11 protein-coding genes are annotated in these 12,120 nt (G+C 45.3%); 3 read left to right on the forward strand and 8 right to left on the reverse strand.

Annotation, left to right across the window (positions count from 1 at the left end; genetic code table 11):
* On the reverse strand, positions 1 to 216 hold a 216-nt coding region (locus ABJO30_03730), incomplete at its 3' end, for a hypothetical protein (GenBank protein MEP3231918.1).
* A 310-nt stretch (positions 217 to 526) separates the two neighbouring features.
* Here ABJO30_03730 and ABJO30_03735 point away from each other — a divergent pair.
* The gene (locus ABJO30_03735; GenBank protein ID MEP3231919.1) at positions 527 to 814 is read left to right on the forward strand and encodes a hypothetical protein; all 288 of its coding nucleotides are present in this window, start codon (positions 527 to 529) and stop codon (positions 812 to 814) included.
* A gap of 94 nt (positions 815 to 908) precedes the next feature.
* Here ABJO30_03735 and ABJO30_03740 read toward each other — a convergent pair whose 3' ends face one another.
* Positions 909 to 1,073, reverse strand: coding sequence for a hypothetical protein (locus ABJO30_03740; protein ID MEP3231920.1), 165 nt, complete (start codon positions 1,071 to 1,073; stop codon positions 909 to 911).
* 427 nt (positions 1,074 to 1,500) lie between these two features.
* Between ABJO30_03740 and ABJO30_03745 the strand changes: the two genes are divergently transcribed.
* Positions 1,501 to 2,622: a hypothetical protein gene (locus ABJO30_03745; protein MEP3231921.1), complete on the forward strand. Its 1,122-nt coding sequence runs from the start codon at positions 1,501 to 1,503 to the stop codon at positions 2,620 to 2,622.
* A gap of 17 nt (positions 2,623 to 2,639) precedes the next feature.
* Here ABJO30_03745 and terL read toward each other — a convergent pair whose 3' ends face one another.
* The 5 genes from terL to ABJO30_03770 form a co-directional block, all read right to left on the reverse strand.
* Positions 2,640 to 4,196 carry a phage terminase large subunit gene (terL, locus tag ABJO30_03750; GenBank protein ID MEP3231922.1) on the reverse strand — a complete coding sequence of 519 codons (1,557 nt, stop codon included), beginning with the start codon at positions 4,194 to 4,196 and terminating at the stop codon, positions 2,640 to 2,642.
* On the reverse strand, positions 4,180 to 4,653 hold the full coding sequence (locus ABJO30_03755; protein ID MEP3231923.1) for a hypothetical protein: 474 nt from the start codon (positions 4,651 to 4,653) through the stop codon (positions 4,180 to 4,182). Before ABJO30_03755 ends, terL begins: the two co-directional genes overlap by 17 nt.
* Before the next feature lie 23 nt (positions 4,654 to 4,676).
* Positions 4,677 to 5,387, reverse strand: a complete 711-nt coding sequence (locus ABJO30_03760) for a helix-turn-helix domain-containing protein (GenBank protein MEP3231924.1) — start codon at positions 5,385 to 5,387, stop codon at positions 4,677 to 4,679.
* Positions 5,388 to 5,786: 399 nt separating this feature from the next.
* The gene (locus tag ABJO30_03765; protein MEP3231925.1) at positions 5,787 to 6,341 is read right to left on the reverse strand and encodes a hypothetical protein; all 555 of its coding nucleotides are present in this window, start codon (positions 6,339 to 6,341) and stop codon (positions 5,787 to 5,789) included.
* Positions 6,334 to 7,530, reverse strand: a complete 1,197-nt coding sequence (locus ABJO30_03770) for an integrase arm-type DNA-binding domain-containing protein (GenBank protein MEP3231926.1) — start codon at positions 7,528 to 7,530, stop codon at positions 6,334 to 6,336. Before ABJO30_03770 ends, ABJO30_03765 begins: the two co-directional genes overlap by 8 nt.
* A gap of 248 nt (positions 7,531 to 7,778) precedes the next feature.
* On the opposite strand from ABJO30_03770, the gene ABJO30_03775 reads away from it, so the two are divergent.
* Positions 7,779 to 9,227, forward strand: coding sequence for a DUF6538 domain-containing protein (locus ABJO30_03775; protein ID MEP3231927.1), 1,449 nt, complete (start codon positions 7,779 to 7,781; stop codon positions 9,225 to 9,227).
* A gap of 1,550 nt (positions 9,228 to 10,777) precedes the next feature.
* Here ABJO30_03775 and ABJO30_03780 read toward each other — a convergent pair.
* A complete protein-coding gene (locus tag ABJO30_03780) occupies positions 10,778 to 11,803 on the reverse strand; it encodes a serine protease (GenBank protein MEP3231928.1) in 1,026 nt (341 codons plus the stop codon).
* Positions 11,804 to 12,120 lie beyond the last annotated feature (317 nt).

The following is a 12,120-nucleotide window of genomic DNA, read 5'->3' on the forward strand; positions in this document are numbered from 1 at the left end:
CTCAGCGCGCTGCTCTCGAATACGCTGATCAGCAAGTCGGCCTTCGGCTTCCTGGGTTGCCGATGCTGAAATTAAGGCCGTAGTCACCTCAGCTTCAGCATTAACTAAAACAGCTGAGTGAATGGGGAACGACACAACAACCATTCCTAAAAGAAGCAACAAAGAAAGTGTTTTTGTAATTTTATTTTGAACAAAAAATTGTGAAAAAATAGTCACCTAGCAATCCTAAAACGATTAACGCCCCGCTAATAATAAGACCTATACATTTTATTTTGCAAGGCTCTCGTAGCTTCTACAAGTAAAATTCGCGGAATCTCCAATGTGGAACTTTTTATGCTTGGTTTCAGCACCTTACAACAAGGAAGAAACGAACTTGTACAGCGCGCCTGATATTGCGATTAAAAGAGAGATGAATATAGAATGGTCAGGTCTTTTTTAAGAAAAAGCCTCGAATAAGAATTCCGTCTCGATCGCGCTAAACTATGCAATCAATTCAATCTGTCCATTGAGCGTTGATAGGTAACAGATGGGCGCGCGGCTCATTCATCTTGTTGAAGGTCCCGCTTTTGCTGGTGATGCCAACATCCGTATTGAAGAAGCAAAGGCCGCTTCCAACGCAATCTACTACTACGGCACAGCGGGTAGGTTTGAGGATTTAGAAAGATGGAAACGGCGTTTAACTCGTGTTGCGCAAGCATTTCCGCATATCCCTAAGATTCAGAATATAGCAAGTGAACATTTCGTCACGTATGGCGAGCAAGGCGCAAAGAATTGGATGACCAAGCAATCTAATGGGGTTAAAGAAGTCATTTAATTTTAAGCTATCGAATGACTGCTTTCGTGAATCCTTTAGAAGTTCCTCGACACCCCACGAACGTCTGCAATGGGCCGAGAGCCCCAAACTCTCTCTAGTCAAACGATGTAACTAAGGGCTCAAAACTGTCATTCGCTACGTAGCATAAATCGTCCACCTTGCCAGCCGTGGTTCCTGTCGATTGAAACGAAGCATCTGTTGCCGCCTTTGCCACTGTTTGCCCAAGGGCAGCTGGTGCACTTGCTTCATTCACTGTCATCGAAACATTGACGTTCGCCGTATTGGTGACGGAATTATTGGAATTGTCATTATCGTTGACAGTGGCAGTAATATTGCCTCCAACGCTTAATCCAGACAGTAGGCCGACTTTGTATGATTTGAGTAAAAATTAGCTCGGCACTATAAGTTCCAAGGCCCAATGAGAGAAAGCAATAATGAAATGGAAGAACTGGCAGAGCTAAAGCGTTGTGCGATACCGTTCGTAGCGGGTATGATAAGTATGGCGGCCCTCACGCTGGCAAGTACGTCATTGCTGTATTTCATTGCAGGATAACTGATTACGATCACACAGCTTTCATCGGCAGTCTCGGCATTTGAAAATGCAGGCATTCATTTCATAACAAATGGTGTAAAAATCACGAATGAATCGAAATGCGATTCCAGAGTTAAGCGGGGAAATTACATCTATGATTATTCAACCTAAGTACCTCGCTTTGGATACCTCTCAGTGGGTTCGTATAATCGACAATGGTTTATCTGCTTCCCCAAACAAAAGAAAACAAATAAAACGGTTTAAGGAATGGCTCATTGAAACAGGCCAAGTTCCAGTCGTAACTCTTCATCATTTACAGGAAATAGCGGCCCACGAGAATGGACCCAAAGCCCGACAAAGAATTAACTTTCTCTCCCAAATGGAAGTTATAGCTTGGTTAAAAAGCGCCAAGTCGCAAGACATTCCAGGCAGTATTGTCGACCTGCAATCGAGAGAAGTACAGGCGGCCCTTTCGAACCCGAATGCCAACGCTCTTGAGATTGTTAAAATGGCAAAAGAAGAGATTTTCGCATTTGGCTCGGGAACAAGTGCAACTAAATGGTGCTTAGATTACTGGCCTTATTTTTGGGATTCGGCTGTTACCAACAGCAGGAAGGCGCAAGAGACCGCTTCAATTGCTCGTTCAAGCTATTTAGGAATTGAAGATACGACACTTTCATCATGGGCGAGTGGCAAGGTTCATACGATCGAAAATAGTGAAAAAATTCTAACCCATTTGGAAAATATGCTGGCACTTGACTTAGCGACGAACGGAGACGAACGGCTTCCTCAAACCAAAGATGTGAGTGAGTGCTTCTTCTCAAAAATAAGAGAAAATGTCCTTTCCGCGGATTTTTCAGAAAATCCAACGCAAGAAATATTGAAGTTGATGGGTTTAAAATTAGCCGACCTTGATCCCAATTTAACATTGGGTGAAATTGGAAACATGGTAGTATTCAACGCAAAGTTAAAAGTCATTTGCCAAAATCTTGGCGTGAATTTCGCGTCTGTAAAACACTTGGTGGACGAAGAAAAATTACCTTCCCAGATTATTCAACAAAGTGTTGTAAAATTTCGACAAAAACCAAAGAGGGAAAGAGGTAGCGATCTAGTCGACGTTTATTTGTTGGCCTTATCACCGTATGTTGAAAGAACATTCGTGGACAAGCGAACATATGAGAACTGTCGCCGAGCGAAGGCTAAATCGCAAAAATTTGCAGACGTTATCGGTGCGATCGAAAAGGTTACTCATTACGAAGATTTAATGGCAAATTAATCGTAGATTTAACTCTCCTAAACCAACACATCATAAATATTGTGCGTTTTGAACAGCATCTCCATCACGCCCATCATGAGCACATCACACTGATCATCGTGCTTGCCTTCTGGGAAGGCGAAGAGCTCGTTTTGGAAATCCGTTAGCCAAGGGGCTCTATCAGGCAACAGAACCGGACTGACCGCGATGGTCGGTATGCAGCCATACGCCTTGGTGACTTTATCGATTTCGACTGGAATACCTTTGATTGGCAACCTTTGGCGTTGCAGGTGCTGAATAAGTGCTGTGCCAGATGATGCATCTTCAATGTTGATGCTTTCCAACATGCCGTTTGTGTTCCAATCCATCGCTTTGTGCTTCTCATAGAACTGAACAGCGATGGTTGCGAGTTCTGGAGCTTCCCATTTACCTCGAACGAGATCGAGCACATAGAGCCTGTTTTCTGCATCCACGCCAAAGCACGCAAAGACAGAGTAATCATTGCGCTCTTTCGTCTTAGAAGCTGTATCAGCGCATATAAGCCGCCTCTTGAGGTTTGGGCGATGGTCTGGGTCGAATGTGCCAAAATACTCCCGCTTGAACATGTTACCCCCTAGAACGATAGGAGACTGCATGTATTGAGCGTGGAAGGTGGTTTCTTCGAGTTTGAGCTTTTCGATCTTGTCCATTGGAAGCTTGGCAAGCCATAGAGGGCCATCTGCCAGATTATGCGGGATCATGATAGCATTGGGATGGGGCGGCTCTACCTCCCCTTCTATGACCGCTGGAAGGCTAAGAACCTCCCATTCCTCTCCAGAGCTTTCGAGAAGGTAATGAGTGAAATCATCAACGTGAAGGCGCTGCATGATAACAATAACTGGCACGTCTTCATGAGCAAGCCTTGATGAGAAGGTTGTAGGCCATCGCTGATTGATATTACTACGTGTTGTTTCTGATTGGGCATCATCAGGCTTTAGCGGATCATCGATGATCATAGCGCCGGTAAAGGTCGCATCGTCTGACATGTTCTCCCGCTCATAGTCTTCCAGCGATGACAAATCGTCACCCAAGTTGCGAGCGTTCAGATAACCGGCACGAAAGCCTGTAATGGAACCACCGGAAGGAGAAGCGAGGAAATGGCCACCCGCTGTTGTCCTCCATAGCCCTTTCGCAGAACTGTCTGCTTTGAAAGTGACAGGCCATCGCTTTTGAAATTCTTCATGGTTGATCAGGTTTTTAATTCTGACTGAGTTGTCGTTGACAAGCTTGTCTGAGTACGAGGCATGGATAAACCGCGCCTTTTGATTAACCGCATAACCGCGTGCAACAAAGTTGATAACGGCAATCTCCGTCTTTCCAAGACCGGGCGGTATGTTGATGATCAAGCGTTTGCATTCACCTTTGAAAACGCGGTCTATCTGCTGACACATCAAGCGATGGTGTGGAGAGACGATAAACGGTGTTCCCTCAACAGCCGAGAACATCAGCCGAATGAAGGACAAATGATCATCAACAAGGGCCCGCTTCTCAAGCTCCAATTCAGCTGCGATCAAACCATCGCGACTAACCGCGTATAGGTCATGCTGTTTTGTCATCACTCAGCATTGCCTTTTGATATGCAACATAGGCTTCGAGTTGCTCATTTGTCATCGATTGCACTTTTGGCAATTCGCTAACTTGATGCTGGACTGGACCACCACCAGCGCCCGTTACTGCCGTTTGATTGCCATAGCCTCGATCACGTCCCTTGCACCCTAAGAACCATCGCACCGTTGCTGGATCATTCTCCTCAAGCAGCTTAACCACTGCAATCTCAGCATCATCGAGTTTTTCAAGCTCAATTTCTTCAAGGAGCTTCAAAAGCGATGGATGCTCATCCACAAACTTACGCATGGTCTCATAGTGGCAACCCGCAAACCGCGCTGCATGGGTGATCATGCCATGAGCCTCTCGTAGTGCTTGTTCAGCAGCCGCGATGGTGAGTTTTCTACGACCCACCTTCGCGCCTCCTTTTTTAGACGTTAGGCCCTTTGGTTTATTCGGTTTTGGCATTTTCTAACGTCTTTCTTGTGCATTCACTTATCAACCAAGTTACGAAAATACTGTTCTATCTCAGGTGATAAATTTTCTGGGTAGCGCCTAGGCACTCTGAATTTATCAACTCCCAGAACCATCCAATCGGGTGGCTCAATGCCAAGACCTTCAAAATAGACAATCCAAGCTTTTCCTTGATCACTATTTTTAGGTATTGTCACAACCCCAGCATTTGTCAGAATTTCAATTCCAAACTTTTGCGATAGTTTTTTTGAATTAGGTTGATTAAGTAGGTTTGGGTGACAACCCTGTCCATCATCATTGACTATATTGGCACCCCTTTCGGTCTCAGTTGTCACCCCATCGATTGGTAAGGCAGCGTCACTGGTGACTAGTTTGTCACCCTTTCTCTGTTCAACTTTCAGTTTTTTCGCTACTTGAAGGCTCTCATAACTAACTTCATAAATGTTAGTCTTGTAAGGGCCAGCTTGCTTTAGAACAGTGAAAAGACCACAATTTTGCAACTCAGCAAATGCACGCATAATCGTACGTTTAGAAAACCCAAGGTTGGTTGCTATCGTACCGATTGAAGGCCAACATTGGTTCGTTTTGCCATTCACATATTTAAGGGTAATATGTATACCTACTATCTTAGAATTACCCTTAAGTTGTTCCGATGGCATGCATACTAGCAAGTTCCACCACTGAAATTTATAGTCTTGAAAACATAAGAAATTTTTGAGCTTATTCATAACAGAACCCTCCAAAAAACTTGTTTTTCATTGAATTTTCTGCTAAAAATCCAGTGTCTGATCCGTAGCAAGAATAAGACATTTTGAAGCCGGTTTCGCGTACCACCGCGGCCGGCTTTTTCTGTTTTGGAGACATCTTACGCAGCCTCCGAATGGAAGTCAGGAAGGGAGTTCAAAAACTCCTGAATATGCTCGTGCTTTATGATTGTCCGGTGGCCTTGTTTTAAAGCTTTCAATTTGCCGGAATTGATCAATTCATAGAGCTTGGTTTTACCACAATTCAGTTGAACGCAGGCTTCCTTGATCGAAAAGGTTAGTCTTATAGTCATTAGTAGATTCCTATATGGTTTTCTAATGCCCTAACCAGACCAGAATAGCTTTCTCCTGTACCTACCCCACCTACCGTTTTTTCATTTCCATACGCTCCAGAACCCATACTTTAGCCTCTTCTAGAGCAGCCTCAGGCGCTCCAGCATTACTGAGTTGCCATTGCAAAGCCGAATACATAGGTATGCCAAGTTTAGCCATAAAATTGATTTCCCGCTTCATTTCTGGCCCGATTTCACCACCATAATTTTCTTTAGCCAATTGGTGAGTTTCCATAAAAAGTTCTGCAAGTTGTCTTTTTTTAAACCCAGTCCAGTTCGCCACTCTTTTTGCAGCCTCCTCAACATTACAAATTTGATGAAGAATCAATATCCGAACAGCAGTTTGTGCTGCTACTCTGCGTTCAAATTCATAAATATTATTATTGTAACGGTGTAAATTTCCTCTTGATTTGCGATAGGATTCTATTAAATTCAGTCTCCTATCTTTGAACCCATGCGCGCAATTATCTAGAAATTCAACTACCTCAGAAAACTCAGGATGCGCATCAAGCAAAGCTGCTGCTCGACGCAACTGTCGTAAAAATTGTTTATCTTCTTCTGTATTAAGTTTTTCGTTGCTATCCATGAAACGACACCACGTTGCTGTTTTCCATACCTGCACAATAAGCCGCCCACGCTTCAAGTAACGCCCGTCGTTTTTTCATTGCAGTGGAGCGCCTATAGGCTTGTTCAACAGAATTACCAATTATGTGAGCCAAGCAACCCTCGGCAACTTCTCGTGAAAAGTTTGTTTCGTCTCCAGCCCAATCGCGAAACGAAGAGCGAAACCCGTGCGGCGTAGCATTTTCTATTTTCATCCGGCGCAAGAGCATAGACAACGCCATATTTGACAGTGGTTTGCCGTCTTTCTGCCCAAAGAATACAAATTCAGATGAGCCGACATCACAAAGTTGCATTAGGATCCCAATCGCAGAATTCGTTAACGGAACCACATGCTCTTTTCGCGCCTTCATTCTATTCGCAGGAATAATCCACATCTGATCATTCAGGTTAATTTCACTCCATCTTGCACCTAAAACCTCGCCGGATCGGGAGCATGTAAGAATAGCAAATTCTAACGCCTTCGCCGCCATTGCCTCATGTTCATGTAGCCGCAAAATAAACGCAGGAACATCTCCATATGGCATTGCGGGTAAATGGCCTTGAGTAAGTTTTTTTGGCTTGGGCAAGACATTTTGCAAGTTACCTCGCCACCCAGCTGGATTTTCGCCATCACGCCAACCTTTAACCTTCGCAAAGTTCAAAACCCGCTCAATGCGACCACGCAAACGAGACGCTGTTTCAGGCTTCTCAACCCATACAGGCTTGAGAACCATAAGTACGTCATCCATCGCGATCTCTGAAACGCGCTTATTTTCGATCTTTGCACAATAAGAATATCCGAGAGTTTGACGCCACTGGTATTTGTGCTTCTCGTTTGACCACTGACTTTCCATATCACTTAGGAACCGCTCAACGCATTCCTTGAAGGTAGGCTCGATCTCTTTATCTCGGTCTGCTTTTGGATCGATGCCCTCGGCGATCATTCTTCGAAAGCCCGCAGCTTCATCCCGCGCCTTAGCTAGAGAGATCGCCGGATAAGGCCCAAGCCCCATTTCTCGGACCTTCCCGCCCTTGGGTTTCCATCGAAACACCCATGCCTTTCGACCGTTGTATGTAACATTGAGATAAAGCCCTCCCCCATCAGATAAGCGCCCGCGGGACTTTGCCGCTTCTACTGATTTCACTGTGAGCTTGTTAGTGACTTTTGCCATTGCTCAAGTTCCACTCTTACATTTGATCTTACACGAAATGCCGATTAAGTGCATACACAAATGAACGAAAAAGAACGTAAAACTATATAGGATATTGATATTGCTATTATTTTTGAATGTAGATGAATGCCAAAGAACTATAATTTGGTGGACCTAGGCTCCACCAACCATTCTATTTACCCTTTGAAATCAAAAAGATGATAGATTACAAGAGCTTAAATTCGGAAATGTTACGCTGAGGTGTTACAGTGAAGGTTCTTGAAAAGGTGTCAGGACATACTCGATTATACCGCCGTGGTGCGGTGTATTATCATCGCGCTGCCGTTCCCGTGGACATTGCGGAGACCTATGGCAAACGTGAAGAAACATTCTCCCTCAAAACAAAAGATCACCCAGAAGCCCTTCAGAAGGTGCGTATTGCAGCTGTTGAGGTTGATGCGAAATTTGAAGCCCATAGGCGTCACATTGCATCTAGTTCAGGCCCCAAGATCGACAAGCTTACCCGTGATCAGCTCGACGCCATCAAAGCAGTATATTACCACCATCTACTCGATGAAGATGACGACACCCGTGACGATAGATTTGAACAGCCTGTCCAAGATGGCGATACGCAAAGCTCTCCAAAGCTCTTTCGAAGAAAGACGTTCAATGAATATCAGGCGCTTAACGCCGAACTATCGGAACACCATCGCGGAGATATGGCACAAGGGGAAGATAGTACTGGCTTCTTTCAAGGAGAAGCAGAGGAGGTTCTAACTTGGGAAAGCATTGGCCTCCGGCTCAAAGGAAGCTCCACGAGCTGGCCACGCCTAATCAGAACCTTACAAGAAGCATCCATAGAGGCCTCTGAGGCCATCGCTAAGCGCAACGAAGGTCAAATCGTCCCACCCCCCGAAGATCCGAACAAAGCAAACACAAAACCCCTCTCTGCGCCCCTTCTGTCATCAATATTTGATAGTTGGCTTATGGAAAAGAAGGCTTCCGGCGAGTGGAAATTAAAAGCAGAGAATGACTATCGACATTGGATTGAGGCCTTCATTACCATTTGTGGGGATAAGCCTTTCACTAACTATGAGAAGGCTGATGCTCGAAACTTCAAAAGCCACGCCATGATTCTGCCTTCCAATTGGCGCAAACACCAAGCAACGCGAAACGCTTCTATTTTGGAAGCCCCCGCGCTTGGCAAAGCAGCAGGGCTGTCAACCATATCGCTAACGACCCTCAACAAGGCTACTGGACGACTGAACTATTTTTGGAAGTGGGTCGAAGCTCATTATGACGATGTCACCCCTAATCTCTTTCAAGGACTAAAGGTGACGACGAAAACAAAAGGGGCAGATGAACGCAACCCGTTCTCAGCCGAACAATTGTCCACCATTTTCTCCAGCCCTCTGTTTGTCGGATGTAAATCCATTCAGCAGCGCCATCAAACTGGAACGGTCAATATGTCTAGGACGGCTTACTATTGGCTCCCTATATTATCGCTCTTTACAGGCGCTCGTCTAGCAAATGGCGGACGTGGCGATGTACTCGATGCACTTCAAGGGCACTCAGCGAGTGGCATGAGAGGCCGATACGGCACTGGAGACAAGACCGAGGTATATCCGTCGTCCACTTTGCAGAAGACCATAGAGTGCGTGACTTACCCATCGGTGGATTTCGGCTTAATTAAGTGCTTCGGTGAAGATGGTAACTGATAATGGTCTTCACATGACAAATTCACACCAATATCTAGGCAAGGCTCAATTCAAGAAGCATAACAAAACAACAGCCAACACAAAGCGAAATAAGAGTCACACAGAGGCGCCTTTGTTGTCATGCAGTGCGGGACTCAATTACCAAGAATTCCGCTCTATGAGTCGCTATGGGGGTTTGTGAGCCCATTCAATCTTAGAGGCAGACAACATGGTGGTGTATACACAGCAGTGGTGGTGTATGTATGTGCATCGAGTATGTTTGATAAACCCTCAATGGGGTTCAAGCACTGTGTCGAAGCATCCCTTAAGGCGACGAAAAGCCATCGCTTACGACCACCTGAATTAATAGGTTGTCCTATCCCAATACCCCCGTGGGTATATTATAGTAGTACTATATTATATAGGTGGACTATAGACACCTATAGGTAACCTTAAGGTGCACCTCATGTTAGCCTTATGGGACAGGCATGATGGACTAAGGTCAAGCCTAGTTCCCCTTAATCACACACCTCCATCACAGTCATCCTCAAGTCAGCATGACTATGGCTCACCTTAGCTGAGACAGAGGTTTATAACTCATTGTGGGTGTATGGTTTTAAGGTGGCGCTAGTGCGGTATTGCGCCGTGTCTGAGCTGTTTTAGGAGCTTCAGCACCCCAGCGTACAGTCTTAGAAACCTTCAGTGGTTACCTAAGAAATTAATAGGTTGTCCTATCCCGGGGACCTCCCTATTGATGTACTATATTATATAGATGAACTATAGATACCTTAAGGTACACTATAGGTAACCTTTAGTGGTCCATTGGTTACACCCTGCTCTAGACATGATGAACATAAGACCTACTTCGGGTATCTTTGAGTCAGACATGATGAACTTAGGTCAACCCTTAGCTCCCTTAAGACCAGACACCGTACACACATCCCCCTTAGGAGGCTTATGTCTATGGTGCACCACCTCACACTCCAGCAACGCTCATTGGACACCTTCAGGACACTATAGATAACCTTAGTGTGCCTCTGAGGGTTAACCTGATGAACATCCTCCACACACCCACCCCCTCTCCAATCAAACCTCACGATGAACCTCATCGGTAGCTATATGAGAACCTAAGGGCGTCGGAATGTCTGCCACAAAAATCCAAGGCAGGGATTTATATATAGAGGAGTGTGTCTTACCCCCTTGCCCCGCCCTAAGCCGTGAGGCAACCCATGTCCCTTCTTTGGGTCTTACTTGGAAGCCAAGTGACGACACTTAACGCTAATTTGAGGGCCCTATGTCAGATCGAACATCGATGCAGTCAATGAGATGGCAGGGGGGGGATGGAAGGCATGGTAATCACACAGCAAAACAACCATCGCTCATGCTTAGAGCGAAACACACGTTCGACTGTGAGCTAATAGAATGATGCCACCGACAAATGTAGGTAACGCGACACAGTAGGCCATTGTTATAGCTGACATTGAAATATATTGAGTAGCTTATTACCTCACGTCCGCTTCGAGCCCAAATTGACCGATGTTGCGCTATCGACGAATGTCAGCTTTGGCGTGTCAAAGAGGGCGCTCTAATGCTGTTTTGATTTCACCGTTGTCGCTCAATTCCACAAATTCAACATCGTGCCTCATTTCTTCCTTCAACAAGTCGTCCAGATGACTTGCAGGTGTTATAATGCCATAGCCAAACCCATCTAGCGTGTCTGACGAAGCAGATGAAATTGCTGTACTTGCGACCACTCCCACAACAAACCCATCGCGGTTCAATACTGGTGCTCCACTGCTCCCGCCCTTTACTCGAGCATTGACCAAAAAATACTCTGTGGCCTCGAGGTAGTTTGAACCGTTACTTACAACCTCTCCGTTCATGACTTTTATTTCAGATCCGATTTCGCCGTGTTCAAGCACTGTCAATCGATCAAAACCAGGAACAGGTGGAAAACCAATACTCAAAATGCTCTCGCCAAGAACATGCGAACTTTTACGGAATGGTGGGGCTGTTAGTGGAGCTGTTAGTGGAGCTGTTAGTGCCGCTTCTGCTTCTAGTAAGAAAACCGCAAGGTCAATGTTAGGATTGGCGTGATATGATATCCTTATAATATTACGAGGCTTTCCTTTTGCGTCGAGCACTTTAACACTCTGCATACCCTCCACGACATGGCGAGCCGTTACAAACGTGTTCGCGTTGCCCAAAAAAAATCCAGTTCCGAGGCCATCGTCATTGTTCGAGTCTTTTACTAGGACAGGAGAAACCGATCCTGAATGCCGTCGGAAAATTTCAATCGGCCCGCCGACCCGATTTTCATAGGTTCCATATTCAGCATTGGTTTCTGAAAAACCGCGCCCCATGTATAGCCGATCTAGAGCAACACCTCCCAGGTCAACCAAAAGACCTTGGTTTACGAGTTGGTTCACGACGTGAAAAAGATAACCAACATCTAAGCTTTCATTCCAGCTAGGGTCAGAATTTACAAAATCAGCTAGTTTCAAGATGGAGGGTTGATCTGTCGCCAATGGCTCACTGCTATGAAAGTAGCGCATTAAAAGCGTAGCGAGGTTTTCGGGGCGTACAATTTTGTCCATTTTTCTTCCTAAACCAGTTCAAATGATCAGCAACTATGTCTATTAATGTGTTTGTTTGCTGATGTCGTACGTATTAAGCGGTAAATCATCATTATCAAAGAGTAGCCATTCGGGCGCATTTTTGTATTACGGCTTCGTCCGCATTGCCGAAGTTTGGTGCGGTTATCTATTCAGGGAAACGAAGGGCAGCTTTTGGACAAACCCCAGCAAGCTATACAATTACATGAAGGTAATAAAGTGACTCGATAGTGGACTAACTGCGACTCTGCGACGCACCGTAGATGACACAAGGCGATATAAGAGTCACACAGAGCCAC

The organism is Hyphomicrobiales bacterium (assembly GCA_039973685.1).
Classification (GTDB): Bacteria; Pseudomonadota; Alphaproteobacteria; order Rhizobiales; family JACESI01; genus JACESI01.

Excerpts from the sequence above, each read along its gene's own strand:
- ABJO30_03770 (MEP3231926.1), bottom strand. The coding sequence starts at position 7,530 with ATGGCAAAAGTCACTAACAAGCTCACAGTGAAATCAGTAGAAGCGGCA.
- ABJO30_03760 (MEP3231924.1), bottom strand. The coding sequence starts at position 5,387 with ATGAATAAGCTCAAAAATTTCTTATGTTTTCAAGACTATAAATTTCAG.
- terL (MEP3231922.1), bottom strand. The coding sequence starts at position 4,196 with ATGACAAAACAGCATGACCTATACGCGGTTAGTCGCGATGGTTTGATC.
- ABJO30_03740 (MEP3231920.1), bottom strand. The coding sequence starts at position 1,073 with ATGACAGTGAATGAAGCAAGTGCACCAGCTGCCCTTGGGCAAACAGTG.
- ABJO30_03780 (MEP3231928.1), bottom strand. The coding sequence starts at position 11,803 with ATGGACAAAATTGTACGCCCCGAAAACCTCGCTACGCTTTTAATGCGC.
- ABJO30_03765 (MEP3231925.1), bottom strand. The coding sequence starts at position 6,341 with ATGGATAGCAACGAAAAACTTAATACAGAAGAAGATAAACAATTTTTA.
- ABJO30_03745 (MEP3231921.1), top strand. The coding sequence starts at position 1,501 with ATGATTATTCAACCTAAGTACCTCGCTTTGGATACCTCTCAGTGGGTT.
- ABJO30_03755 (MEP3231923.1), bottom strand. The coding sequence starts at position 4,653 with ATGCCAAAACCGAATAAACCAAAGGGCCTAACGTCTAAAAAAGGAGGC.
- ABJO30_03735 (MEP3231919.1), top strand. The coding sequence starts at position 527 with ATGGGCGCGCGGCTCATTCATCTTGTTGAAGGTCCCGCTTTTGCTGGT.